Origin of the sequence: Luteitalea sp. (assembly GCA_009377605.1) — a bacterium.
Classification (GTDB): Bacteria; Acidobacteriota; Vicinamibacteria; order Vicinamibacterales; family Vicinamibacteraceae; genus WHTT01.
This window is the reverse complement of sequence record WHTT01000012.1, coordinates 1-25,986: the sequence shown is the minus strand read 5'-3', so window position 1 is coordinate 25,986 and position 25,986 is coordinate 1. Positions and strand designations below refer to the sequence as shown.

Below are 25,986 nucleotides of genomic sequence, written 5' to 3'. Positions count from 1 at the left end.
AACCCGAGGCGAGGCGCAAAGAGGCCATGACCCAGTGACGATCGCAAAGGGCTTCGCGAGCTCGCCAAAGATCATCCGCGTACCCGCCAGCGTGTGGTCGTCTGTCGCGAACCACGGGCCCGCACCGACGATGGAATCCTGATCCTGCCGGCGCGACAGTTGTGCCGGCGACTGGCGGCACCGGATCTTGTCTGAGAGTCTCGACCGCTCGAACGTCGAACCGTTACGCTTCTCCCCGCGCGTGCTGTCCCCGTGGCAGCAGCGCGACGGCTGCGGCGCCTAGCGCAGCAAGCAGCACGAGGATAAGAAAGCCATCTCCGTAGCTTCCGGTGCGGTCTCGAATCGCCGCGACGGCCATTGGTGCGAGCGCCTCGGCCGCACCGTCGGCCGTCAGCACTATCCCCATCACCCGGCCGAGGACCGCCACGCCGAAGAGCTCCGCCGCCATCAACGGAATGATCATGTAGTCGCCCCCGAGCCCGATTCCAAAGACCAGCGCAAACAGATACAGCATCGGCTGTGACTGCGCGAAGAACAGGAGCGGGATGGCGGAGGCAACAATCGAGTAGATGAGCAGCATGACGTACTTCTTCGGCCACCGGTCCGCAAGCCAGCCCATGAGCAGCCTTCCAATGATGCTTCCGACGAGCACGAGCGACGCGATGTAGCCGATCGACTGCTGCGAGTACTCGAGGTCGAGGCTGAGATAGAGCTTGAGGTTCTGCATCGTCCCGCCGACCGCGCCAATCGAGCACATGCTCGCGATGAGGAGCAAATAGAACGGCCAGGCACGCAGGACGGGGGAGAAGCTGGCGCCCGGATTGCCCGCGTGTGCAGGAGGCAGGCGTTGAGGTTCGAGGTTCGAGGTTCGAGGTTCGAGGTTGGCCGCGTGCAGGGTGCAGCGGTGCTCAGGTGCCGGATCGGGTTTGTCTTTGACGAACCACGCGAGTGGCAGCGCACACGCGATGAGGAGCACGCCGAGTATCTGCAGCGCCGGCTGCCACCCTAGCTGGTTGATGAGGAAGACCGCGAGTAGCGGCACCACCGCGCCACCGACGCCGATGCCGAGGTACGCAAAACCCATCGCCTTGCCACGCCCGCGATCGAACCAGCGTGAGAGCAGGACCTGGTTCGGCAACGGACCGCCGCAGACATAGCCGAGGGCGTTGAAGAGATAGAAGAGATAGAAGCCAGTCAGCGTCGAGATGAAGCCGAGACCGATGAGGGCGATGCCAGCCATCGCGATGCCCACGAGCATCAGCCGCCGCGGCCCAAAGCGATCGACCAGCCATCCGGCGAGAAACCCAAACAGCGGTCCCACGATCAACTTGCTATACGCGTTGCCGGACGTCACTTGCGCGCGTGTCCAGCCGAAATCGCGCACCATGAAATCGTAGAAGAATGGAAGGCCGTACAACGCGAGACCGACGATGGAGAAGAGCGCCGCGAACGCAGTGAAGGCGACGTGAACCTGAGCGCGCGACAGCGATGATGATGTCATGACAGCGTGGCTTTCACCTCTTTGAGGCGCGCGGCGTGTGGATGTGCCGCATAGAAGCGATCGAGCGGAAAGCAGCCGGAGACGAGGCCATGGCGCGGCGCCGTCGTGCAGTCGCTGAACGTCCGGCAGATCGCCTTGCGCTGGAGCGGCCGGCCTGCGAGCACGTCTGCGGGAAGCGTTGGGTACGCGAGCACCATTCGACCAATGCCCACCACGTCGACCGCCTCTTGCCGAACCGCGGCCTGTGCGACGTGCGGCAGCCACTCCTGCAGGTAGCTGTACGCCGAGCCGACGACGACGAGATCCGGGAAGGCTCGCTTGAGCTGCGCCGTCACCTGGATCTGACGAGCCACGCCGACGAGCGGATCCTCAGGCGGAAGGTAACCGTCCGAGGGCGGGAACAGGGCCGGCCGCTGGATGTGGGGATTGTAATACGGGCTGCCGCCGGAGATGCACACGAGCCGCACGTCGAGCTCGCGCAACAGCGCCAGAAAGCAACGGGCATCATCGAGCTCTGGCAGTGCTGCCGGGTCTCGAAGCGCACCGAAGGCGAATCGATAGCGCCGCGCGTCGGCGTCGGGCACACCGGAGCCGTCGCCATTCTTGGAATAAGGAATACTGTCGAACGCCGACAGCCGCACGCCAAGACCGAGTCGCGGCTCCACCGCACGAATGCCTTCGACCACCAGTCGCAGAAATCGTGTGCGGTTCTCGAAGCAGCCGCCAAACTTCCCGGGACGATCGACCGCCGACAGCAGCTCGTGAGCGAAATAACCGTGGCAGTGCTTGATGTCGACGAAGTGAAAGCCCGCGCGGGCGGCCACGCGCGCGGCCGACACGAAATCGTCCACGAGATGCTCGATGTCCTGGTCGCTCATCACGGTCAAGGGCGTCCCCGGCGGCAGCCGCCTGTCGAGCAGCGGGTGCCGATAGGCAAGCAATGGCCGCGGTTCCCCCGCACCTTCCGGCCGGGCATACCGGCCCGAGTGCGTGAGCTGCAGGCCGACCATCAGGTCAGACGAGGTGCCGAAGCGCTCGGCGTGGGCCGATACCAGGGTTTCGCGCAGTCGCGTCAGGTCGTCTGCGGCATGCGGACCGATCACGAGCTGATTTGGATTCGCGCGCCCGTCGTATCGAACGGCAACTGCCTCACAGCCCCAGATCAGCTTTGCGCCGCTTTGGCCGAAATGCGTCCAGCGCCGGGTCGTCAGCTCGCTCGGCCGGCCGTCGGCTGTGCCGTCCCAGCCCTCCATGGGCAGGATCGCAAAGCGGTTTCCCAGCGTGAGCCTGTCGAGCGGCAAGGGCGCCGCGAGTGGGTTTTGCGGTCCGCTCAGGAGTGTAGGATCGAAGGCCAGCTCGATCCCGAGACTCTCAGTGTGGGCGAGAAAGAGCTCTGGCGTCTTGAGTGCGGCTACCCGAGCGTACGACGGCATATATCATATATGAACATTATTCTCCGCCGCCGCGCAACCACCAATTCAGATCTTCCAGGGCGCGCGATACGCACGCAAGAGCAGTTTCGACGCCTCCGGGTCATTTGCAACCTGTTCCTGCGTCGCATCCCAGGTGATCGTGTGTCCCGTTCGGTAAGCAATGTTGCCCAATAGGCACGTCGAGGTCGACCGGTGACCGATCTCGATGTCCGACATCGGCAGCTTCCGCGTGCGCATGCACTCGAGGAAGTTCTCGATGTGGGGGCCGTTCTGATCCGAGCCAGGTCCCGCCATCCGCTGTGCGCGACCGACGTCCACCGTGCGACCGCGCGACCAGGAAGGGCGTCCGGTCTGCTGTAAGCGCACATATGCGGGCTCCGGCTCCTCGACGACGCCACCCAGCTCCGGATAGAGGTCGTAGCCCGACCGATCGACGAAGAGCGTGCCATCCGTGCCGTAGAAGGTGATGCCGTAGCCCTGTCCGCCCGGCGTGTACCCGTTGGTCTTGCGGTTCGCGTACGTGGCAACGAACTCCGGATACTGGAACAGCACGTCGAGCGTGTCGGGGGTCTCGCGATTGTCTTGCAAGACGAACGTGCCGCCTGCCGCGGAGATGGTGGAGGGCGCGTCGACCTTCATGGCCCACTGCACGATATCCAACAGATGGACGCCCCAGTCGGTCATCATGCCGCCCGCATAGTCCCAGAACCATCGGAAGGATCCAATGAAGCGGTTCGGGTTGAATGCCACACTCGGCGCCGGGCCGAGCCAGAAGTCCCAGTCGAGATCGGGTGGCGGCGTGCCATCCGCCGGGCTTCCGATACCTCGTGGCGACTCGTTTTCGTAGTTCCACGTATGGACCCGAGCCACCTTGCCGATCTTCCCACTGCGCACGATGTCCACGGCTTCCTGGAAGTGGAGCCCAGAGCGCTGCTGCGTGCCCACCTGCACGATGCGCTCGTGTGTACGCGCCGCTTCCACCATCTTCCGTCCCTCGACGATGTTGTGCGAGATGGGCTTTTCGACGTAGACGTCCTTGCCGGCGTCGCAGGCCATGATGGTCGGCAGCGCGTGCCAGTGATCCGGCGTGGCAATCACGACCGCGTCCACATCTTTTCTCTCGAGCACGCGACGAAAGTCACTCTCGACCTCGGCCGGGCCGCGCGGCTGCTGCTCGGTCATCTTCTGGGCCCTGTCTCGAGCGAGCCCCCAGACGTCGCAGACCACCACGATCTCCACCTCGGGGATCTCCATGAAGTTGCCGAGGTGACCGCGCCCCATGCCTCCGACGCCGATGAATCCCAGCCGGATGCGGTCGTTGGCGCCTTGCACGAGGCCAGACTCTCGTGCGCCGAGCGCGGTTGTCGTTCCGACAACGCCAGCCGCAGTCGAGGCGACAAAGGTTCGACGATTCACCTTCATGGACCGAGTCTCCTCCTGTCGACGTGGGTGAACTGTAGCACGTCTGTAGATACTACGGTAAGGACGCCTCGGCGAGGCGTCCCTACCTTCCGATGGTGGTAGGGCGCGTTCGCCGAACGCGCCGTGCGGACGGCTCGGCGGGGCGTCCCCACCTAGAACAGCAGCTTGAACCCGAGCTGGAGGTTCCGCGGGAGGTTGTTTTGACTCGTCACCATCCCGAAGTTCGCGTTCTGCGGATCCAGGTTTGGGTTGTTGTAGAAGACGTCGTTGAAGGCATTGTACAACTCGAGGTGGAGTTGCGCGCGCACCTGCCCCAGGTCGAAGCGCTTCACGAACGACATCTCCCAGTTCACGTAGCGCGGTCCGCGAACTGGTCGGGACGCGTGGGCAGCGTCCGGATGTTGTTCGCGAGCCGGATCCGCTCGTCGCTCCGCTGCTTGGCCGGATCCACGACGCCGTTGGTCTGGACCGCTTCGTCCTGGAAGTAGAAGCCGCTCGTGTCGAACACGGGCTCCGAGACGTCACCCGAATAGTCCGTCTTCAACTGGTTGATGTCACCGTCGTAGTAGACGTTGCCCAGGCCGCCAAACCCTCCCAGGTTGGCCCGGCCGCTCTGCCACTGCCAGATGAGCGACACGCTCCAGTTGCCGGCAATCGCGTTCAGCACCGGGTGCGCGTCCGCGCCGAAGCGGCGGTCGCGGCCGAAGGGCACGTCCCAGATTCCGTTCAGCACCAGGCGGTGCCGGATATCCGTTTCGGCGGATCGCTCCTCCGGCTCGGCGTCGGTCTCATTGAGGAACCGCAACTTGTCCTGAGCGTGCGCGTAGGTGTAGCTCGTCAGCATCGTGAACCCCGTGCTGAAGCGCTTCTCGAGCCTGAATTGCCCGGACGCGTACGAGCTGGACCCCTCGTAGGGGCGCGTGTTGATCCCGCTGAACTGTGGATAAGGTCTCAGTAACTGTTGGCGTTGCACCGTACTGCTGTCGAGATCTTCACCTGGGAGCAATCCGGCAAGCGGGTTGTCGACATTCGCGGTGAGGAAGTCGATGGTCGCTTGATCGCGCACCGAGCTCGTCGACAAGTACTCGCGCGGCACCGAGTTGATGTTGAAGTCGTTACCCGGGTACATCGTCAGGTCGTAGGCGCGGTTGCCGACGTACGCGGCCTCGACCACCCACTGAGCTGGGAGCTCGCGCTGCATGCTGACGGCCCACCGCATGGACTGGCCGTTTTGGTAGCCCACATCGTGGTTGAATCGCCCGAGCGAGCGGCCGACGAATGTGTTCGCACCGTTTGCCGCGCCAGGCGGCTCGGCCACGCCATCGGGGAACGGATCGTCGAGCGTCGCACGGATGGTCACGCCCGTATCGAGCGACGGCACGATCGTCGTGCCTTGCGAGAAGCCTGGCTGATAGATACCCCTGTAATCGAAGAGACCCGGCACCGTGTAGATGGCCCAGCCGCCGCGCACGACGGTTCTCTCGTTCCACTGGTAGGCGAACCCGAGGCGCGGCTGGATGTTGCGCCAGTCGGGATCGACGCTCCCGCGGTCGCTGTCGCTCGCGAACCCCAGGCCGCCTTGGACCCGGAAGTCGCTCGGGGAGAGCTCCGGAATGGGGTCTGCCGCATACGCCGTCTGCGCCGCGGACGCGACGTCGAGCTGCGCGTCGGGATCGAAGCCGCGCGCGTTCCTGTTGAAGCGCTCCGTTGGTGGCCCTTCGTACTCCCATCGCAAGCCCAGGTTGAACGTCAGCTTGTCGCTGACCTTCCAGTCGTCTTGGACGAAGAGACCGTGGTAGATCACTTGGTTGAACCGATCGGCACTGCGGTCGATGGCGCCCCCGCTCGGATACCCCAGCAGCAGGGCGGCGAGATCCTGACCGAGCGTCACCGACGGCGAGTTGTCGAGCTGCCGCGTCAGGACGTCGTTACGGTGGAAGCGGTACTGGCCCGCTGAGTGGCTCCACGGCCTCGAGGCGCAGATCGCGGAGCTGGACGCCCAGCAGCACGCCGCGGTCACGGCCGCGGCACCGACCGCGGCCTTGCACCAGCTGGCCCAGCTCAAAGGCGTCGCGACGACGAGTGCGTCGGTGCTGCTCGACGAGGGGCTGCTGTGGCGGGCCTTTCGGAATCGGCGCCAGATTGGCGGGCTGCTGGGGTTCGCGCCGACGCCGTACGACAGCGGCGAGACGGTCCGGGAACAAGGCATCAGTCGTGCGGGGAATGCGCGGCTGCAAGCGATCAGCATTCAACTGGCGTGGAATTGGGTGCGGTGGCAACCGCAGAGCGCCCTGACGCAGTGGTATCAGGCGAAGTTTGGGGCGGGCAAACGCGCCCGGCGGATCGGGATCGTCGCGGTGGCCCGCAAGCTGGTGATCGCGCTCTGGCGATATGTCACGACGCGTGTCGTGCCGCCGGGCGCGATCGTAAAAGTCGCGTAGGCTCACGTCTGCGCACCTCACGCGCGCTGCGGACGGTTTCTGTTGGGTCGCCTGGCGCGACCGCCACGAAGAGGGTGCCGCAGCACTCGTGTCCGGATTGAGACTGCACAGTCTCTGGGGGCCGCGCGCATGCGCGCGAGCCCGGATAGAAGACGAGCGCTGAGTCACCGACTTACGCCTCATCGCCGGACCCGCGTGAGACGGATCGAGGCGGACGCTGTGTTTGAACGGTTTCGACAGGGGCTTGACGACGGCCCGCAACATAGAAGACACGAAGCTCACGAAGAAAACCAATCGATGATCTTCTTCTTCGTGATCTTCGTGCCCTTCGTGGTGAATTCTTCGTGCCCTTCGTTGTCGTTCCTTCGTGTCCTTCACCGTCAGAAAACGAACTTGGCCCCGAGCTGGAACTGTCGCTCACCGAACGCACCGGTGACCTGCCCGAAGTCCGCGTCGCCAAGCGTGTTCTCCGGGTTGTTGAAGTGCGGCGAATTGGTCAGGTTGAACGAGTCGATCCGGAGCTCGAGGAAGCGCGCGCCGAAGGCGAAGCGCTTGGCCAGCGTCAGATCGAGATTGACGAAGGCCGGGCCGGTCACGCCGCTGCCATTGCGCGTGAGATTGCCCCACGTGGCGGCAGGTGGGGCCTCGAATGCCGACGGATCGAAGTATTGCTGTTCAGGACCGATGTCGCCGATGATCCGCGGCTCGCTCACCATGTTGGGCCGCTGGGTGTTGTTGGGCGCGCCGAGGGTGGCGCCGCTCATATCGATGTCGACCGGCGTCCCGGTCATGGCGGTGAACACGCCGGCAAGCTGCCAGCCACCGGCCAACCATCGAACGAGCCCCTCGTCTTCGCGCCCGAACGGCAGCTCGTACACGAAGCTGGCGCTGTAGGCATGGCGGCGGTCGAACGCAGACGGCCCCTTGCTCCGCTCGCGATCGGCCGGCGTGCTGATGAAGGCGTTGTCGTTCGAGTAGTCGGTCGATTTGCCGAGCGTGTACGAATTGGTCATGAGGAAGCCGTTGCTGAAGCGGCGATCCAGCTTCACCTGCAAGCCGTCGTACCGGCTCGTCGTCGGCACCCAGACCCTGGACTCCGCCGTCCGGCCGAACCGCTCGAAGTATGGCCGCCCGGCATCCTCGGCCCCGAGGACCATGCCGGCATTCGCCTGCAGGCGCGAGAGCACGCCATCGCCGTAGTTGCCGACGTACGCCACTTCTCCGACAAAGCCCCATGTCAGCTCGCGCTGAAATGCGACGTTCCAGGTGTGGAGCGTCGCCTCCTCGAGATCCAGCGGGACGACGTTGTAGCCCTGGTTGAGGAGCGCCGGGTCGCTCGCGTCGATGATCCCGTCGTCTGGGATCTCGGCGACGAGCGGCGCGGGGAAGCCGTCAGCCATCTGCAAGCCGGGCGTCTGGAACGCGTTGGGGGCTGAGAACTGGTTGTTCTGCTTCACCGGGAAGTTGTCCCACGCGTACTTGTTGTCGGGAAACGGAATTGTCGTCGCCCCGTAGCCGCCGCGCGCGACCGTGCGGTCGTCGATGCGATAGGAGAGACCGACCCGCGGCGAGAAGTGCGTGAAGCTCTTCTCCACGCCGACGTCGGACGGAACGTTGCCGTAGCCGGCGACGCGCAGCGTGTTGGTCTCGGGGTCGAAGTTCGACAACCCGCCGGCCTCCTCCGCATAGAACGGGGTGTAGAACTCGTGGCGGAGGCCGAGATCGAGCGTGGTCCGCGGCGTGACCTGCCACTTGTCGTGGATGAACGTGAAGAGCGCCTGGTGAATCATCACCGGATCCACCACGCGGTTGTCGCGGCCGATGCTGTTGGGTTGGTCGAGGAGAAACGAGGCCAGCGTGTTGGCGACTCCAGCCGTAGCGGCGGCATCCGTTGGAATCGCCGTCCCGGCGCCGGTGAAGCGAAAGATGCCGCGCGGGCCGCCGTTGTCCTGCGTTTGAAGGAGGAAGTCGCGATTGTAACGATAGTCCGCGCCAATCTTTACCGCGTGATTTCCCAGCAGCTTCGTGAGCGTGGAGGCCAGTTGGACGGTCCGCTCCGACCGATCCCATGGGAGCGACCCACCGAAGCCGAGCGCCGGATTCGAGTAGCCGTTGTTGAGATTGATCGATGTGAGACCGCTCGTGTAATCGTCGAGGTTCGCACCGGTGATGCCCAGCTCCTCGGACGAGCGCAGCCCCCGCCCTTGAGCGTCGGCGATGTTGTGGTAGCGGCTCAGGCCGGCCCGTGTGTCCAGCACCAACGTGTTCGACAGGCTGCGCGTCCAGTTGAACGTCGTGCTCCAGGTCGTGGCGGAGCCGGTCGCATTGAACCCACCGTTGCTCGGTCCGCCGAACAGGCCGTACTCCTCCGGCGAAGGGTCGAAGATCTCGGGCCGCATGAAGCTGAGGCGCCATGCGATCTGATCCGCCGGGCTGGCCTGGTACGTAATCTTGGTGTCGAAGTTGTCGGTGCGCTTCTCGCGCACCGCCGTGGCCTCGTAGTTGATCTGGCCGGGCGCCGCGTCGAGGTTGGGCGCGGGCACCAGGTCGAGCAAGCGTTGGGCGATTGGGCTGATGCGCGACTGCGGAATGCGATTGCCGGAGAACGCCGCGCGCCCGCTGCCGTCCGGATTCCCCGTGGCGGGGTCGTAAATGGTCGTCGGGGCGCTGCTGAAGTCACCGTTGCGCCACTCCGCAGGCGGCACCGTGAGACGATGGACCTTGCCGAGATCGTCGTTGGTCCGTTGATAGTCGCCGAAGTAGAAGAGACGGTTCTGAACGATTGGCCCACCGAGCGTGAAGCCGAACTGGTTGTAGGTGGTGGGCGCTTTGGTCTCCGCGAAGTAGGGCCTGGCGTTCATGGCGTCATCTTTGCCGAACCAGAAGGCGCTGCCGCTCAACTGATTCGTGCCGGACTTCAACGTCACTGATGTCACGGCGCCGCCGGCGCGCCCCAGCTCCGCGTCGAAGTTGCTCGTCGACACGCCCACCGTTTCGATGGCCTCGGGCGATGGGATCAGCACGGTCAGGAGACCCGTACGCTGATTATTGTCGATGCCTTCGATCTGGACGTTGTTCGACATTCGTGATTGGCCGTTGATCTTGGCTTCGAGGCTATCCTGTGGATTGAAGAACTCGGAGTGCGGCCGCGTTGGCCGCGACGAGCCGGGAACCGTGACCCACAAGCCCTGGAAGTTTCGGTTGAAGCCGAGCGGGAGATCCTGGACCTGTCGCGACTCGATGATCCGGCCCGTGTCGGTACGGTCGGTCTGGAGGAGCGCTGGCTCGCTCGCGACGGTCACCGACTCGGTCAGCTCACCGATCTCCAGAACCAGATCGGCGCGAACGGTCGTGTTCACGTCCACACGAATGTTCTCGCGCAGGGTCTTCTTGAAGCCTTCCAGCTCTGCTTCGACCTGATACTGGCCGTTCGCGATGGTGGGCACCGTGTAGAAGCCGGATTCGTTGGTAATCGCCGTCGTTTGACGGTTCGTTTGAGTCTCGGTGACCAGCACCGTGACGCCGGGAAGCGCGGCGCCCGTCGAGTCGGTGACAGCGCCGACCAGTGATCCCTTCATGGCCTGCGCGTGAACAGTCGCTGGCCATGCAACGGGAAGCGCCGCAAGTGCGAGCGCCATTCCCGCGCCGCAACTATACGTGGTGAGTCCTCTCCGCATGGAGCTTTCCTCCTCTCCCTCGTCTCAGCCGCCTCCGCGTGCTAGGCACCGGCGGTCGCGCACCGGAGCTCGACACGCAAAAGCGGCAAAACGCCGCGCCGCAAGGCGCCGTGGCGTAAGCATCAGCCTTTCCGCGTGGTGTAAGCAATCGTGGCGGGCGTCAGATCAGACGCATGAGCAACATGTAATCTCGACTCTACGCAGGCGGCTTTCGTAAGTCAACACGTGAGGGAGGGCCGCCTCGCCGAGGCGCCCGTCATCGTGCCGAGGCGTCCTGCTCCTCCCACGCTGATGTAAGCTGGAGGTGGAGACCCGCAGAGCTGGTTTGTTCCACGCGCGCAATTTATGCGAAACTGGCTAGACCAATGAGCGAACGCTACTTCGTGACCGGCGCCCTGGGGTGTATCGGCGCTTGGATCGTTCGGACCCTCGTGCAGCGCGGCGACACGCCGATTGTCTTCGACATGGGATCGGACCGCTCGCGCCTCGAGGCCATTTTGACGGCCGACGCGATTGCGGCTGTCGACTTCGTCGAAGGTGACATCACCGACGGGGCCGCGGTCCATCGCGCCTTGGCGACCTCCGGCGCGCGTCGCGTCATCCACCTGGCTGGTGTGCAGGTGCCAACGTGCCGTGCCAACCCGGTGCTCGGCGCGATGGTCAACGTCGTTGGCACGCTGCACCTGTTCGAGGCGGCGCGCACGGCTGGCGTCGAGCGCGTGGCGTACGCGAGCTCGGCCGCCGTGATAGGCGAGAGTGACGATGGTGAGGGGCCGGTCTCCGAGGAGGGCGGTGGCGAGCCGACCACGCACTATGGATGGTTCAAACGGACGAACGAAGGGAACGCGCGCGTGTACTATCTCGACCACGGCCTCTCGAGCGCTGGCCTCCGTCCGCTGGCCGTCTACGGTGTGGGTCGCGACACGGGCGTCACGAGTGATCCCACGGAAGCCATCCGCCACGCCGTGCTCGGGCGCCCGTTCCGCATTCGCTTCAGCGGCGACACGGATTTCGTCTACGTGCGGGATGCGGCGGAAGCCTTCGTCGCCTGTGCGGATCGCGCGCCGGAGGGGGCCCACGTCTTCAACATGCATGGTGAGACCGCCCCCGTAGCGCGCTTCGTCCAGCTCGTCGAAGAGACACTGCCCAAAGCGCGCGGGCTCATCGATGTCGAAGGCGCTCCGATACCCATCCCGCCCAGGCTGGACGACTCGGCGCTGCGCCGCGCGGTCAGCGGTGTGCCCAGCACGTCGCTGCAGGACGGCATCGCAGAGACGATCGAGCGGTTCATGGAATTGAAAAGGCGAGGGTGGTGGGCCGGAGAAACCGCAGCAAGTAGCGACGCCTCGCCGAGGCGTCCTGATGGCGCGTTCGGCGAACGCGCCCTACCATAGAAGGCGCTCAATGAACCAGATAGACACAGAGGTCCCGCTGCTCAGCGCGTACGCGATCGTGGTCGATCCGCGCGATAACGTCGCCGTCGTCAAGCGAGATGTGCCCGCTGGGACGCGCGTGGCGGTAGATGGGCACGTGGTGGAAATCGGGCAGGCTGTGCCGGCGGGCCACCGATTCGCGTTGCGGGAGATTCCGGCCGGTGCGCTGGTGCGCCAGTATGGGGAGCCCATTGGCACGTCCAGGGGGATGGGCGAAGGGACATGGGTCACACACCTGAACATGTCGAACGACGTCCCGGTGGTGCGCGATCTCGATCAGCACCTCTCGACGCCTCCGCCCGAGTACCTGCCAGAGAAGGAGCGTCCCACGTTTCGTGGGTTTCGTCGTCCGGATGGTCGCGTCGGGACGCGCAACTGGGTCCTCATCGTGCCGACGAGCATGTGCGCGAGCCACGAAGCGTCGCAGATTGCCACCATCGCCGAATTCACGCTCTGCACGCGTGAGGCGTTCCCGAACGTCGACGGCGTCGTCGCGATTCCGCACAACAAGGGATGCGGTTGCTCCGACGGCACGAACCTCGACATCCTGCTGCGCACGTTGTCGAACTACGCGGATCATCCCAACGTGGGCGGCGTAGTGTTCGTGGGGCTCGGGTGCGAGAAGACGAATCACACCGTGCTGGAGCGGTACCTCGGTGACCATGACCGCCTGCTCAACAAGCCGGTCGTACGCATCGGCATTCAGGAGGCCGGCGGAACCGAAGCCACGGTCCGCCGCGGGCTCGAGGCCGTCGAAGCCATGCTGCCGGTCGCCAACCAACACGTCCGGATCGAAGCGCCGGTGAGCGAGCTCGTGCTGGGCGTCAAGTGCGGCGGGTCGGATGGCTTTTCGGGCCTCTCGGCCAATCCCAGCCTCGGGCACGGCGCTGACTGGCTCGTACGATGCGGCGGCACGGTGCTCATCACGGAGGTGCCGGAGTTCTGTGGCGCCGAGCACATTCTCGCGCAGCGCGCCAAAGACGCGGAGACGGGGCGCGCCGTGTACGCCATGGTCGACTGGTACAAGGACGTTGCGGCCAGGTTCGGCACGATCCTGGGCGAGAATCCCAGCCCGGGCAACGTCGCGGGCGGCCTCCTCAACATCACGATCAAATCGCTGGGCGCCATTGCCAAGGCAGGCTCCACGCGTGTCGAGGGGGTCACCGGTTACGCGGAGCCGCCCGAGGGGCCTGGCTTGCATTTGATGCAAGGGCCAGGGTATGACCAAGAGTCCACACCGGGGCTCGTCGCGGCTGGCGCAACCGTTGTCGTCTTCACGACCGGACGCGGCACGACGATTGGCAATGCCATTGCGCCGGTGATCAAGTTGGCCTCCAACACTCCTATCTTCGAGCGCCTGTCGGGAGATCTCGATCTGTCTGCGGGTGGTGTGATCGACGGCACGGAGAGCCCGGAGAGCGTCGGGCGACGAGTCTTCGAGCACATAATCGCCGTTGCCAGCGGCGAGCGCGCCTGCGCCGAGCGCAACAAGCATCGTGAGTTCCAGGTGTGGGCGGAGCAGGCCATCTCGCTGTAGCGCCGATGAGAGCCGCCGTCCTGTGCGATGTCCGCCGCTTCGAGATTCGTGATGTCCCGACGCCCGACCCATCACCACGTGATGTGGTCATTCGCGTGACGGCCGTTGGCCTCTGCGGAACCGACTTCCACATCTACGAGGGGCGCGGCAACTACAATACCGACCGTCTCGGACAGCCGATTCCCCTGAGTCGAGCACCGCAGATCCTGGGCCACGAGAACACCGGGGTCGTCGAGACGGTCGGCCGCGACGTGCACGATCTGAAGCCGGGCGACCGGGTCATCGTCGATCAAGGGATCAACTGTGTGAGCGCAGGACGCCCCACGCTCTGCGAATACTGTGCCTCGGCCGATTCTCATCAATGTGAGCGCTACCAGGAGCATGGTCTGACCGGGTTGCCGGGCGGCATGGCCGAGCAGCTGGTCATCCCGGCCGTGAACTGCGTTCGCTGCGACGGTGGCGTGCCGAACGCCGAAGCGGCGCTGGTGGAGCCGCTTGCCTGCGTGGTGCATGCGATGGAGGTCGCGCAGCAAGCACGGGGACGCTATCATTTGATGCCGCGGCGAGGTGAGGCTCGCGCCCGGAGCCTGCTCGTGGCGGGCGCCGGCCCGGCCGGGCTCTTGTTCCTTCAATACCTCCGCCGGGCGCTCGGTTACGATGGTCACATCTTCGTGGCCGAGCCGAACCCCGCCCGCCGGAGGCTTGCGTCGTCGTTTGGCGCCGAGGTCATCGATCCTGGGGCTGTGGACGTTGTCGAGCTGATGCTCGACCGGACGGGCGGCCGGCGGGTCGAGTGGCTGATCGACGCGGCGGGGGTCGGCGCACTATTTCGCCAGATGCCGTTGCTGACGCGCAAGCAGGCGACGGTCCTGCTCTATGCGCACGGACAGACCGACGTCGAGCTCAGCGTGCTCAACCAGCTCCAGTTTCGTGAGCCGACGCTCGTGGCGACCGCTGGCGGCTCGGGAGGCTTCGACGCGGACGGCCGGCCCACTGTCTACCGCCGGGCACTGGCGCTCATCGACGAGGGCACGATCGAGGTGAGCCGCTTCGTGACGCACCGCTATCGCTCGCTCGAGCAGGTGCCGGAGGCGTTCGGCGGTCCCGACCGCCACTCGCCTGATTACATCAAGGCCGTGCTGGAGCTGGATTGAGAGGATGTCCGTCATGCGACCGCTCGCAGCTTTCGTCTCGATGCTTTTGTCTGGTGCGCTCTTTGCGAGCGCGTGCAGCGGAGGCGGCTCGTCCGACGAGTTCCACATTGCCGTCATCCCGAAGGGCACCACGCACGAGTTTTGGCAAAGCATACACGCCGGTGCGGTTCGCGCCGAGCGCGAGCTCGGGAAGCAGGGCGTGCGCGTGCGCCTGACGTGGAAGGGACCGCTGCGCGAGGACGACCGCGAGCAGCAGATCCAGGTCGTCGAGGGCTTTCTCAGTGAGGGCATCGACGGGCTGGTGCTCGCGCCGCTCGACGCCCGTGCCCTCGTGCGGCCCGTGGACGAGGCGCGGCGCGCCGGTGTGCCGACGGTGATCATCGACTCGGACCTTGCGTCGGACGACACCGTCAGCTTCGTGGCAACCAACAACCACGAAGGCGGTGTGCTGGCAGCCGACCGGCTCGGCACCTTGCTCGAGGGCCAGGGGACCGTGCTGCTCTTGCGGTATCAAGAAGGGTCGGCCAGCACCGAGGCGCGGGAGCGAGGCTTTGTCGAGCGTCTGAAGCAAGGCTACCCTGGTATCGAGCTCATCTCGTCAGACCAACACGCCGGTCCGACGCGCGACACGGCGAAGCGGGCGTCCGAGAATCTCCTCAACCGCTTCGGCTCACGGTTGGACGGCGTGTTCACGGTCAACGAGAACTCCACTTACGGGATGTTGCTGGCGCTGCAGGACCTCGGGCGTGTCGGTAAGGTGAGGTTTGTCGGCTTCGATGCAAGCGACGCGTTCGTCAGGGCCATGCAGCGCGACCAGCTGCACGGCGTGGTCTTACAGGATCCCTTTGAGATGGGATACCGAGGCGTGATGACGATGGTTGCACATCTGCAGGGCAAGGAGGTGCCGCGGCGCATCGACACCGGCGTGACGCTCGTGACGAGCGAGAACCTCGAGACTCCAGAATCCCAAGCGTTGCTCCACCCGCCAATCGACGAGTACTTACGGTAATGGCAGGTCGCGGCGAGTGACGAGTGACGAGTGACAAAGCTGACTGCTGATGCCTGATAGCTGATGCCTGCTGATCCCTGACCCTGATCCCTGAGTCGTGCTAGCCCTTTCTGGTATCAAGAAGCGCTTCGGGCCGACGGTGGCACTCGATGGTGTGTCGCTGGAGCTCCGCCCTGGGCGCGTGCACGCGCTGATTGGCGAGAACGGGGCCGGCAAGACCACGCTGATGAACATCGCGTCCGGCGCCCTCGCGCCGGATGCGGGCACGATGAGCCTCGACGGCCGGCGCTACGCGCCCAGCTCGCCGCTCGACGCCCGGCTGGCCGGCGTCGCGCTGATTCATCAGGAGCTGTCACTGTGCGCGCACCTCACGGTGGCAGAGAACATCCTCATGGGCCAGGAGCCGACGCGCGGCGGACTGCTCGATTGGGAACAGTTCCGCCGCCGTGCCGCTGAAGTCCTCGAACAGTTCCATCATCCGGAGCTGCGGCCAGACCGGCGTGTGGCGGATCTCCCCATCGCCGCGCGACAGATGGTCGAAATCAGCCGGGCCATCGCCGCGAATGCCTCCGTCGTGTTGATGGACGAGCCCACGAGCAGCTTGCCGCGCGCCGATGTCGATCGGCTGTTTGCCCTCGTGCGGCGGCTTCGCGACCATGGGGTCGCCGTCGTGTACATCAGCCACTTTCTCGAGGAGCTCCGCGAGGTGGCGGAGGATTTCACGGTGTTGCGCGACGGGCGGAGCGTCGCCTCCGGCGAGCTCGCCAGTACGGGCGACGCCCAGATCATTGGGGCGATGGTCGGGCGCTCGGTCGATGACGTCTTTCCGCGTCGCCATCGACCGGCCCCTGGGGAGGTGCTGCTCGACGTGGAGCACTTGGCGGCACCCCCGGCGCTGAGCGACGCGAGCTTCGCGGTGCGACGCGGCGAAGTGCTCGGGATCGCGGGGCTCGTCGGCGCGGGACGCACGGAGATGCTGCGCGCGCTGGTCGGTCTCGACCGCGCGAGCGTGGGGCGCGTGCGTGTCGAGGGCAGCGACGTTGCCGTGAGCGCAGTCCGCCCGTGGGAGATGTTGGCCCGCGGCATCGGCTTCCTGAGCGAGGATCGCCAGCGTGAGGGGCTCGCGCTGGCGCTCTCGGTCGCGGATAACATCACCTGCACGCGGTACGCGACCTGTGCGCGATACGGCTGGATCGCGCGGCCGGCACAAGCGCGCCAGGCCGACCACCAAATGCGTGCGCTCGGCATCCGCGCGCACAGTCCCGCGCAGCGGGCGCGCACGCTGTCGGGTGGAAATCAACAAAAGGTGGCGCTGGCCCGCTTGCGTCACCAGAACGCCGACATCTGGCTGCTGGACGAGCCGACCAAGGGTATCGACATCGGCAGTAAAGTGCAGATCTACGAGGCGATTGATGAGGCCGCCAGCGAGAAGAAGGGGATCGTCATGGTCAGCTCGTATCTGCCGGAGCTGTTTGGGATCTGCGATTCGCTCGCCGTGATGTCACGCGGCCGGTTGTCATCGGTCCGCTCGATTGCCGAATGGACGCCGGAACGGGTGTTGGAAGTGGCTATTGGAAGCTAGCGAAGCGAAGGGTGACAAGGTGACAAGGTGACAAGGTGACTGGGTGACTGGGTGACTGGGTGACAAGGTTGTTTCAGCGTATGTAGCGTGGCCGCGCGTTGGAGGGCAGCAGACTCGGTCGAAGCCCACGCTGTCGTTCCTGCCTCGTCACCCTGTCACCCGGTCACCTTGTCGCCCTATCACCCTGTCGTGAGGTGCGACTTTGCGAGGCGGTTCACAACCCAAATGGCTCGCGCGGCTTGGCCCGTTCCTCGGCCTCGCCGCCGTCATCCTATTCTTTGCGCTGTTGAGCGACTCGCCGGCCAACTACCTGTCGGCGCGCAATTTTCGGATCGTGTCCGCGCAGACGGTCATCGTGGCCCTTGGTGCGATCGGGATGACGATGATCATCGTGAGCGGCGGGATTGACCTGTCGGTCGGGTCGGTCGTAGCGCTCACCGGCGTGGTGACGGCCACCGCGCTCCGCGCTGGATGGTCGCCGTTTTCGGCGGTTGTTGCCGGGGTCATCGTCGGTGGCGTCGTGGGTGCGGTCAATGGTCTCGCGATCACGCGGTTGAAGGTGCTGCCGTTCATCGCCACGCTCGGAATGCTCGGTATCGCGCGTGGCGTCGCCAAGTGGCTGGCGGGGCAGCAGACCGTCAACTTCCCCGACACCTGGGTCAACGAGCTGGCGGTCACCTTTCCCGATCCCGCCTGGCTGGTGGTGGCGCCAGGGGTCTGGCTCGCGCTGCTCTTGGCGGTTGCTGCCGCCTTCGTCTTACGTAACACCGTGTTCGGCCGCCGGATCTTTGCCATCGGATCGAACGAGGCGGCTGCGCGGGCGTCCGGCGTGGCGACGGATCGGATCAAGGTCTGGATCTACATGGTTGCCGGGCTGCTCTTTGGTCTCGCGGGCGTGATGCAGATGTCGCGCCTCCGGCAGGGCGACCCAACGGTCGCCATCGGGAGCGAGCTCGACGTCATTGCGGCGGTCGTGATCGGTGGGGGGAGTCTGAGCGGCGGCGAGGGCAGCATCTTGGGCTCCATGGTTGGCGCGCTGATCATGGCGTTTCTGCGCAACGGCAGCCAACAAATGGGCTGGCCGACGTTCGTGCAGGAGATCATGATTGGCGTCATCATCGTCCTCGCCGTGGCGGTCGACGGCCTGCGCAGGTCCCGCGCAGCGCAGTAGCAATCACCTTGGCCCTCGGCGCTGCCCCTGGGAAACATCGAGCACGGTGCTGCAGGATTCACGGAGCTCGCTATCGTGACCTCACCTGCGCGCCTCCTATCCAGACCGACTCGAGCGTGCGTGTATTGCGAATGTCCTCGAGCGGATCGCGCTGAAGCACGAGGAAGTCGGCCTGCAGGCCAGCCTTCAACGTGCCCACCCGATCCGCGATGTTCATGCAGCGCGCGGCATCTCCTGTGGCCGCGACAATCGCTTGCATCGGCGTGAGCCCCGCTTCGACCATGCGCTCCAGCTCGAGATGCTCGAAGTAGCCCTGGAAGCGTCCGGGTGGGCCGGTGTCGGTTCCGAACGCAATACGAACACCAGCCTCCACCAGCCGTTCGAGGTTCGCTTCCGCGACGTCGAGCGCGCGCTTGTAGCGTTCGGCGGCCGGGTCCTGTCGTATCGACGCTTGATACGCCGGCGCCTGCAGGCTCTCCATCGTCGTTCGGTCGACCTCACGCTGGAAGAAGGGATCGTCGAAGAATGCCGGCCGCGTCTCATAGACGAAGGTGGACACCTCGCGCATGAGCGTCGGACAGACACAGACGTCGCGCGCCTTTAGCTGGCTGATCAACTCATCATCGACCGCCACGTCGCGCACGCTGTGCGCGATGTAGTCGGCTCCCGCGGCGAGCAGCTGCTTGGCGTCCTCGAGGTAGAAGACGTGTGCCGCCACTTCGAGGCCCTGTTGGTGCGCTTGCTCGATGACTGCCTCGTACGCGGCGGACGGCATCTTCTTGCTGGTGCCGAGATTGTCATCCACGCGAATCTTGACGAGGTCGACGTTCATGGCGGCCAGCTCGTCGACGGCCTGTCTTGCGTCGTCCGGATCCGTGGCGGTGACAACGGGACCGGCCAGGAAGAACCGGGCCATGTCGCGCCTATCCGCCTCCTGCTCGTTCCGTACCTCCACGCCGGCGGCCCCGCCTCCGCCGAGACTGAAGACCGTTGTCACGCCGTATCGCGCATAGACCCCGAGCTGGCGCGTGATGTTCTCCCGCGTGTAGAGCTCGGGTCCCGACTCCAGGCCTCGGACGTCGTTCACGTGTCCGTGCGCGTTGATCATGCCAGGCATGATGGTCTTGCCTTGCACGTCGATCCGATGCACGTCCGCTGGCAAAGATTGATTGGCCAGCGCTCCAACGGTCTCGATCCGACCATCGCGCACGACGAGCACCCCCTCCTCGATGGGCTGACCGCCGCTTCCGTCGATGATCCGCGCACCGACGAATGCCTGCGCACCACTTTCCGCTGCACTGGCCGTGTCCCCGGGCGGTGGCGACGAAGAGCACGCGAGGCCCGCCGTCGCGAGCAGCAAGAGCGCCACACATCGGAATCGCATGCGATGAGCTTATCCGAGAGCGGCCATCCACCAAAGCGATCGGTAGGGCGTTTCCCCGAAGAGCGGCTGACCCGCGTCGGTTTTGCAGGATCGTTGGACTGTCTTCACGAGGCCGACATGTGGGCCGGTCATAGTAGCCGCCAAATCAGCGCGAGCAACTGTGGCGGGGCGCTCGACGGCCGACTCGCGTCAGCCTGGGAGGAGCAGATTATGTCGGATCATGGGTCGAACGGTCATCAGCACACCAACGTCGATCGCAGGCGGTTCTTGACGCAAGGAGCGTTGGTTGGCGCCGCGGTCACTGCACCACTTCACGCCCTCTTGGCGCGTGCCGAGCCGAACGGACGGCAGGAGATGGGGAAGCGTCCGCCTCGGCGCGATTGCAGTCCAGACTATGGCCCGCTCCAACCGGCGAACGACGCCACCACTGGCCTGCCGCTCCTCTTGTTACCGGCGGGGTTTCAATATCTGACTTACGGGTGGACCGGGGACCTCCTCAGTGACGGCACGCCAACGCCGGCAGCGCACGACGGCATGGCCGCGTTTCGCTCGCGTGGCGGCCGTGTGCGACTTGTACGGAACCACGAGGTTGGTTCCAGCGAAGAGACGTTTGCCACGGGGCTGACGTATGACCCGGGGGCGGGCGGCGGCACGACGACGGTGGAGTTCGACCCGAGGCGCGGCCGCTTCGTCGGCAGCTGGCCGAGCCTGAGCGGCACGGTGCGTAACTGCGCCGGTGGCCCCGCGCCGTGGGGAGCGTGGCTCACATGTGAAGAGACGCTGGACGAGCCGACCGAGGAGAACGACCTGACGCTGAAGCACGGCTACATTTTCGAGGTACCGGTCTTCGGCGCGGCAACGGCCGAGCCGCTCACGGCGATGGGCCGCCTCGTGCACGAAGCGGTCGCGGTCGATCCGCACACGGGCATCGTGTACGAGACCGAAGATTCCGGCATGTCTGGCTTCTATCGATTCATTCCCAATAGCCGCGGTCGCTTGGTTGCGGGCGGCACCCTCCAAATGCTGGCGATTGCCGGCCGGCCACAATACGACACCGCAACCGGCCAGCGGCAGGGAGAGCAGCTCGACGCGGAATGGGTGACGATCGATCGGCCGGATCCGAACCTGCCCGACGAACCGCAGGTCTTCGAGCAGGGCTGGGCGAAAGGGGGCGCACGTTTCGCGCGCCTCGAAGGCGCCTGGTACGGTAACGGCAGTGTCTTCTTCGTTTCGACGAGCGGCGGGGACGCCGAAGAAGGCCAGATCTGGGAATACGAGCCGATGAGCGAGACGCTGCGGCTCGTATTCGAATCGCCCAGCGCCGAAGTACTCAACGCGCCGGACAACATCTGTGTCAGCCCGCGGGGAGGGCTGGTGCTCTGCGAAGATGGCGGCGGCACCGAGTTTCTCCACGGCCTGACCACGGACGGCTACGTCTTCCGCTTTGCACAGAACAACGTGATCCTCAGCGGCGAGCGCAACGGCATCAGCGGCGACTTCACCGGCTCCGAGTTCGCGGGCGCGACGTTCAGCCCGGACGGCCGCTGGTTGTTCTTCAACATCCAGTCACCGGGCATCACCTTCGCCGTTACCGGACCGTGGCGGGCTGGGGCGTTGTAGTACCTGTGAGTGACGAGTGACGAGTGAGTTGCGCGTGCCGCCCACTCGTCACTCGTCACTCGTCACTCAAAATCGCCAGGACATCCCCGCCTGCACCAACCTCGGCGCCGACGGCAGAATACCCCGCGATCGGTCGACGATGACGGTGCGGTCGGCGAGGTTCTTGACCGCAACGAAGAGCGAGAGCCGGGGCTGGCTCAGATACCAGGTGGCGGCGGCGTTCCACAGCGTATAGCCGGGGATGAGCCCTTGCTGCCCGTTCACGCTGCTGGGGACGGTGTTGAGCGTGTCGCCGAACTGCTCGGCCACTTGCTGGGCTTCCAGCTGAACATCCAGGAGGGCAGTGCGCCGGTAACCAACCGTGAAGGTCGTGAGCGTCTCGGGTGCGTAGGGGACACGATTTCCATCGACGCTCACGGGCTCACCGTCGGGAACGACGGCGAAGCGCGCGCCGGTCAACCGTGCAACCGGCAGCCAGAGACCCGCGAGGCGAGCATAGACGTTGTTCGATCCGCGGGTGAGCGTTGCGCTGTCGAAGCTGAGACCGGTCTCGAGCCCGCGGTGCAGCGCAGAGCCTGCGTTGACGAACGTGGTGTCGGTGCCGCCAGCTTGGTTGGCCGGAATGATCTGATTGTCGTAATCGATTTGGAAGACGGTCACGTCCAGTTGGACGCCGGGAGCCAAGAGGGCGCGCGCGCCGACCTCGCTGTTCCAGCTCCGCTCCGCTTCGAGGTCCACGGCGGCGCCCGTGTCGTTGTTGATGAGATCTTCCGCGCGCGGCGGCGCCAAGCCGCGATGCACGCCTGCGAACGCGGTGATTCGCGCTCCCAGCGAGTACGCCACGCCGAGACCGGGCACGACCTCGGTGAGGCTGGTGTTGCCGGTCACGCCGGTGCTGTCGTTCGCCAAGCGGTTGGTTCGCTCGTGCTGCATGTGCTCGACGCGCACGCCTGGCGTGATCGTCCATCGCCCGAGCAGGAAGCGATGTTGTAAGAAGGCCGAGACCGCATTGGTCGTGCGACGGTTGTCCTCGAGCCGCACGCCATTGCGCGCGGTGGGCGTCAGGCCCTTCACCAGATCCCGCTCCTGGATCTCGCCATGGATCCGCACGCCCAGGTCGGTCTCCTGGGCGAGGCCGAAGAAGGCGTGATCGATGCGCACCCTGGGCTGGAGCCCAAGCACCGTGTACCGGGAGGTTCGCCCCTCGTTCCCGCATTGCGGGCTCAAGTCCGTCTCATCGACGCAGAGAGGATCCGGGCGCGGCCGCTGGGCCGAGTGCCTCGACTGGTACCACCATTCGGGCCGATAGACCTGGACGTACGCCGTCGTCGTGAACGCGATATGGTTCTGGAGCAGCGCACGATACGCGCCGGTGAAGCCGCTGCGGTTGGCCTCGAGCTCCTCGTCGCTGAAGGGATTCTGGCGCGGATCGTCGAGATACTCGAGATCGCGGAGGCCGCTCAAGCCGAGCTGTGCATCCTCGCGATAGTAGTTCACCTTGAACCACACGCTCTGGGCGGGCGTGAGCTGAGAGGCCACCTTGAACGTGAGATCGTTCAGGTTCGCGTGCTGGCTCTCGCGGGCGCCGTCGCTCTGCTTCCGCATCACGTCGAGCAGGAGGCCGGTCGAGCCGAACGTGCCGCCGAAGCTGAGATGCCCGTTGAAGTAGTCGCCGCTGCCGCCGGCGAGCGACACGGCGGTCGAGCGGCGCGCCGGTGGATCGGGCGTGATGTAGTTGATCACGCCGCCGACCGTCACGGGCCCATGGGCGATCTGTCCAGAGCCCTTGAGGACCTCCACTCGCGACAGTCGCTCGATGGGAGGGTGATAGGTGCTGGCATTGTCGCCGTAGGGAGCATAGGAGGTCGGGACGCCGTCCTCGAGCAGCAGGGCTTTGGTCGAGGCCCCAGGGTTCAAGCCGCGGATCCCGATGTGCGGGCGCAGCCCAAGCCCTTCTTCGTCACGGGAGTACACACCGGGCACCTTGCGAAGCGCCTCGTTGCTCGTGAAGACGTAAGAGGCTGTCAGCGCGTCTCGAATCAGGATGTCGACCGATCCCGGCGTCTGGCGCAGCGCTTCTTCGGAGCCGACGAGCCGCGAGTCGATCGACGTGAGATCCTCGGTAAAGGAACCGGTCCGCAGCGTGAAGTCGACGACCGTGGGCTCTCGGCCCAGCACCAGCTCTCTTCGCGCGACGGAGAAGCCGGGCAGCCGCGCCGTGAGGCTATAGGTGCCATCCGGCACGCGGTCGAAGCGATAGCGCCCCTCGCTGTCGGTCGTTTGGACTCGCTCGAAGCCGGCCGCGGGACGCCGCAGGATGACCGAGGCGCCGGGCACGACCCATCCGGAGGCGTCAACGACGGTCCCAGAGATCGCCGCGTCGTCGGGTTGAGCCTGCGCGGGCCCTACGAGACACAAGAGTGCGCCAGCGAGCACTATCGCGTGGAGCGTCGTTGGGAGCAGGCACGGTTGAAGATCGCCCGAATCTCGTTGCGTTGTCGTCATATGGCTACACTCTTCTGAGGTTGCCCTGACTAGATGAGTACTGGGCTTTAGTATAAACGCGAAAAGGACCTCGCAGACGTGGAGAAGACTCCTCGTCTTGGTCGGCGTGCTCGCGTGGTGGACGGCCACGGCTGCCAGAGTGCAGGATGGTCCATCAACTCGCTGGTCACGCAGCGCTCGCGCTCGCGGATGCCAGGGTTGGCCAGGAGGTCGATGCCCTACCGCCGCGCGGGCATCACGGCGACGACCGCGTTTATCGTCGTATCGGATCACGGCTTCAAGACCTATATGTCGATCCCGAGCCGAGGCCGAGACGGAACAGCGGTCTGGCGAGACGCGGTGTTGAATGGGACTGTTAAATAGGACTTGACAGGTCGGACATGTAGTTCATACTCTCACCACGATAACGAGGGCTGTCCCCGTTTTCCTCAGTCTTCTGCCAGATGCTGGTCGAAGAAGCGGGCGACGCGCTGCCACGCGTCTCTCAATACGTGCTCTCGATGGAAGTAGTGGAACTCACCAGGGTACATCATGAGCTCGACGTCCTTGTCGAGCTTCGTTGCCACGTCGATGAGGCGAACTGATTCGAGAAACGGAACGTTGACGTCGGCTGTGCCGTGCAGCACCATCAGCGGCCGGACGATGCGATCGATGCGCTCGATCGGGGCGGTGCGCTCGTAGAGTGCTGCATTCTGCGACGGCGGGCCCATTCGTCCTTCGATCCAGGGACCGTCGGGATCTTTGTACCAGTCACGCCAGTCCACGACGCCCGCCACGTTGATGCCGCACTTGAAGAGCTCGGGCGTGACCGTCAGCGCCTGTAGCGTCATGAAGCCGCCATAGCTGAGGCCCCAGATGCCGATGCGGCCCACGTCGACGTAACCGAGACTCCGGAGATAGTCGACACCCGCCGCGACGTCCTCGTAGTCCTTGCCTCCAAGATCCCGGAAGTGCCCCTGGCGCCAAGCCTTGCCGTAGCCGATGCTTCCGCGGTAGTCGACCGCCAGCACCACATAGCCCTGTTGCGCGAGGTATTGGTGAAAGCTGTAGTAGACGGCGTAGTCACGCCGCACGTGCCATCCGTCGTAGCTCTGGGTGACGCCGTCCCCGTGCACCCAGACGATCGCCGGGTGGCGATGAGAGCGGTCGAGGCGGGAGGAGACGAAGAGATACGCGGGAACCTGCTGGCCGTCCGGCGCGCGATATCGCACGAGCTCCGGCTCGACGAGCCCATCGCGCGCGATCGACGCGGGCATCGAGCTCGAGAGCCGGACTGGCGGCGCACCCGTGTCATTTGCTGCCACGACATAGAGATCGGCCGAGTTGCTCGGATCAGTGTGCTGGTAGAGCAGGCGAGTGCCATCGGGCGACCATCGTGGCTCGGTGTTCGTGCCTCGGCCATCGGTGAGCTGTGTAATCGTCGCCGCCGACGGATCGTCGCCGAGCGCCGCAACCGCGATGTGGCGCGTGCCGGGATGTCCCCCTTCGTTCGTGTCGAAAGCCACACGTGTGCCATCAGGCGACCAGGCGATTCGACTGATTTCGTACTGGCCTTGCGTCACTTGAACCGGCGGTCCACCGCCGCTGGACATCACGTATAGGTGATCCCAGCCGTCGCGGTCGCTGATGAATGCAATGCGGCGTCCGTCTGGCGAAGGGATTGGCTCCGGGCTGAGATACGTCACGCTCCACCACTTTTCGTCCACGTCGCGGTGCAGCGTCTCGGTGCGGCCGGTCTCCGCCTCGGCGACCACCACCTCGCGCGTCTTCAAATTTTCGGTGACGCGCTGAAGTAAAAGGCGCGAGGGGTCGAGCCAATGCGGTGCGCCTTCCCACCCGGGCGATGCAGCCATCGACGGTGGCCCTCCGTTGACGCTCACGATGCCCACATCCGGCGGCTGCCGGTCGAACCGCGCAAACACGAGCTTTGCCCCGGAATACGCAGGGGCCTCCGATTGCCGCTCACTGACCCTGACCAAAAACGCCAAGCGCTGGTCGTCCGGCGACCACACCGGCGATGACTCGGCCGCCGCCGACGTCGTCAGACGCGTCTCACGGCCATCGGCGAGCGATCGCACCCACAGGTCGCTCTCGCGTGTGAACGCGACGCGTGTGCC

The 25,986-nt window shown here is 65.3% G+C and carries 17 protein-coding genes; 8 read left to right on the top strand and 9 right to left on the bottom strand.

From position 1 onward, the window contains the following. Nucleotides 1–223: 223 nt before the first annotated feature. From GEV06_05850 to GEV06_05830, 5 genes are all read right to left on the bottom strand, one after another. Nucleotides 224–1,501: an MFS transporter gene (locus GEV06_05850; protein MPZ17417.1), complete on the bottom strand. Its 1,278-nt coding sequence runs from the start codon at nucleotides 1,499–1,501 to the stop codon at nucleotides 224–226. After that, a complete protein-coding gene (locus GEV06_05845; protein ID MPZ17416.1) occupies nucleotides 1,498–2,934 on the bottom strand; it encodes an NADH:flavin oxidoreductase in 1,437 nt (478 codons plus the stop codon). Before GEV06_05845 ends, GEV06_05850 begins: the two co-directional genes overlap by 4 nt. A 45-nt stretch (nucleotides 2,935–2,979) precedes the next feature. Then, complete coding sequence (locus GEV06_05840) at nucleotides 2,980–4,356, bottom strand: gfo/Idh/MocA family oxidoreductase (GenBank protein MPZ17415.1); 1,377 nt, start codon at nucleotides 4,354–4,356, stop codon at nucleotides 2,980–2,982. Between the two features lie 152 nt (nucleotides 4,357–4,508). Further along, entirely contained in the window at nucleotides 4,509–4,688 is a 180-nt protein-coding gene (locus GEV06_05835; protein MPZ17414.1) for a hypothetical protein, read from the bottom strand. 17 nt (nucleotides 4,689–4,705) lie between these two features. Next, the gene (locus tag GEV06_05830; GenBank protein MPZ17413.1) at nucleotides 4,706–6,247 is read right to left on the bottom strand and encodes a hypothetical protein; all 1,542 of its coding nucleotides are present in this window, start codon (nucleotides 6,245–6,247) and stop codon (nucleotides 4,706–4,708) included. A gap of 10 nt (nucleotides 6,248–6,257) precedes the next feature. Here GEV06_05830 and GEV06_05825 point away from each other — a divergent pair, with 10 nt between their 5' ends. Then, nucleotides 6,258–6,797, top strand: coding sequence for a transposase (locus GEV06_05825; GenBank protein MPZ17412.1), 540 nt, complete (start codon nucleotides 6,258–6,260; stop codon nucleotides 6,795–6,797). 380 nt (nucleotides 6,798–7,177) lie between these two features. On the opposite strand, the gene GEV06_05820 is transcribed toward GEV06_05825, so the two are convergent. Continuing rightward, nucleotides 7,178–10,474, bottom strand: coding sequence for a TonB-dependent receptor (locus tag GEV06_05820; GenBank protein ID MPZ17411.1), 3,297 nt, complete (start codon nucleotides 10,472–10,474; stop codon nucleotides 7,178–7,180). Nucleotides 10,475–10,839: 365 nt separating this feature from the next. Between GEV06_05820 and GEV06_05815 the strand changes: the two genes are divergently transcribed. The 6 genes from GEV06_05815 to GEV06_05790 all read left to right on the top strand — a co-directional run bounded on the left by GEV06_05815 (nucleotide 10,840) and on the right by GEV06_05790 (nucleotide 18,360). Beyond that, complete coding sequence (locus GEV06_05815) at nucleotides 10,840–11,868, top strand: NAD-dependent epimerase/dehydratase family protein (protein ID MPZ17410.1); 1,029 nt, start codon at nucleotides 10,840–10,842, stop codon at nucleotides 11,866–11,868. Beyond that, a complete protein-coding gene (locus GEV06_05810; protein ID MPZ17409.1) occupies nucleotides 11,837–13,444 on the top strand; it encodes an altronate dehydratase in 1,608 nt (535 codons plus the stop codon). Before GEV06_05815 ends, GEV06_05810 begins: the two co-directional genes overlap by 32 nt. Before the next feature lie 5 nt (nucleotides 13,445–13,449). Beyond that, the gene (locus GEV06_05805) at nucleotides 13,450–14,598 is read left to right on the top strand and encodes an alcohol dehydrogenase catalytic domain-containing protein (GenBank protein ID MPZ17408.1); all 1,149 of its coding nucleotides are present in this window, start codon (nucleotides 13,450–13,452) and stop codon (nucleotides 14,596–14,598) included. Nucleotides 14,599–14,611: 13 nt separating this feature from the next. After that, on the top strand, nucleotides 14,612–15,607 hold the full coding sequence (locus GEV06_05800; protein ID MPZ17407.1) for a substrate-binding domain-containing protein: 996 nt from the start codon (nucleotides 14,612–14,614) through the stop codon (nucleotides 15,605–15,607). Nucleotides 15,608–15,704: 97 nt separating this feature from the next. Next, a complete protein-coding gene (locus GEV06_05795) occupies nucleotides 15,705–17,189 on the top strand; it encodes an ATP-binding cassette domain-containing protein (protein ID MPZ17406.1) in 1,485 nt (494 codons plus the stop codon). A 202-nt stretch (nucleotides 17,190–17,391) separates the two neighbouring features. Continuing rightward, complete coding sequence (locus tag GEV06_05790) at nucleotides 17,392–18,360, top strand: ABC transporter permease (protein ID MPZ17405.1); 969 nt, start codon at nucleotides 17,392–17,394, stop codon at nucleotides 18,358–18,360. Nucleotides 18,361–18,430: 70 nt separating this feature from the next. Here GEV06_05790 and GEV06_05785 read toward each other — a convergent pair whose 3' ends face one another. Continuing rightward, a complete protein-coding gene (locus GEV06_05785) occupies nucleotides 18,431–19,744 on the bottom strand; it encodes an amidohydrolase family protein (GenBank protein MPZ17404.1) in 1,314 nt (437 codons plus the stop codon). A gap of 210 nt (nucleotides 19,745–19,954) precedes the next feature. Between GEV06_05785 and GEV06_05780 the strand changes: the two genes are divergently transcribed. Next, nucleotides 19,955–21,364: a DUF839 domain-containing protein gene (locus GEV06_05780; protein ID MPZ17403.1), complete on the top strand. Its 1,410-nt coding sequence runs from the start codon at nucleotides 19,955–19,957 to the stop codon at nucleotides 21,362–21,364. Nucleotides 21,365–21,430: 66 nt separating this feature from the next. Here the strand turns inward: GEV06_05780 and GEV06_05775 are convergent, their stop codons facing one another. Next, a complete protein-coding gene (locus GEV06_05775) occupies nucleotides 21,431–23,869 on the bottom strand; it encodes a TonB-dependent receptor (GenBank protein MPZ17402.1) in 2,439 nt (812 codons plus the stop codon). A 428-nt stretch (nucleotides 23,870–24,297) separates the two neighbouring features. After that, a partial coding sequence (locus GEV06_05770) for a prolyl oligopeptidase family serine peptidase (GenBank protein MPZ17401.1) occupies nucleotides 24,298–25,986 on the bottom strand: 1,689 nt, incomplete at its 5' end.

Bases quoted from the DNA above. Each gene is read 5' to 3' on its own strand.
- GEV06_05850 (MPZ17417.1), bottom strand. From the start codon at position 1,501: ATGACATCATCATCGCTGTCGCGCGCTCAGGTTCACGTCGCCTTCACT.
- GEV06_05845 (MPZ17416.1), bottom strand. From the start codon at position 2,934: ATGCCGTCGTACGCTCGGGTAGCCGCACTCAAGACGCCAGAGCTCTTT.
- GEV06_05840 (MPZ17415.1), bottom strand. From the start codon at position 4,356: ATGAAGGTGAATCGTCGAACCTTTGTCGCCTCGACTGCGGCTGGCGTT.
- GEV06_05820 (MPZ17411.1), bottom strand. From the start codon at position 10,474: ATGCGGAGAGGACTCACCACGTATAGTTGCGGCGCGGGAATGGCGCTC.
- GEV06_05815 (MPZ17410.1), top strand. From the start codon at position 10,840: ATGAGCGAACGCTACTTCGTGACCGGCGCCCTGGGGTGTATCGGCGCT.
- GEV06_05810 (MPZ17409.1), top strand. From the start codon at position 11,837: ATGGCGCGTTCGGCGAACGCGCCCTACCATAGAAGGCGCTCAATGAAC.
- GEV06_05805 (MPZ17408.1), top strand. From the start codon at position 13,450: ATGAGAGCCGCCGTCCTGTGCGATGTCCGCCGCTTCGAGATTCGTGAT.
- GEV06_05800 (MPZ17407.1), top strand. From the start codon at position 14,612: ATGCGACCGCTCGCAGCTTTCGTCTCGATGCTTTTGTCTGGTGCGCTC.
- GEV06_05785 (MPZ17404.1), bottom strand. From the start codon at position 19,744: ATGCGATTCCGATGTGTGGCGCTCTTGCTGCTCGCGACGGCGGGCCTC.
- GEV06_05780 (MPZ17403.1), top strand. From the start codon at position 19,955: ATGTCGGATCATGGGTCGAACGGTCATCAGCACACCAACGTCGATCGC.
- GEV06_05775 (MPZ17402.1), bottom strand. From the start codon at position 23,869: ATGACGACAACGCAACGAGATTCGGGCGATCTTCAACCGTGCCTGCTC.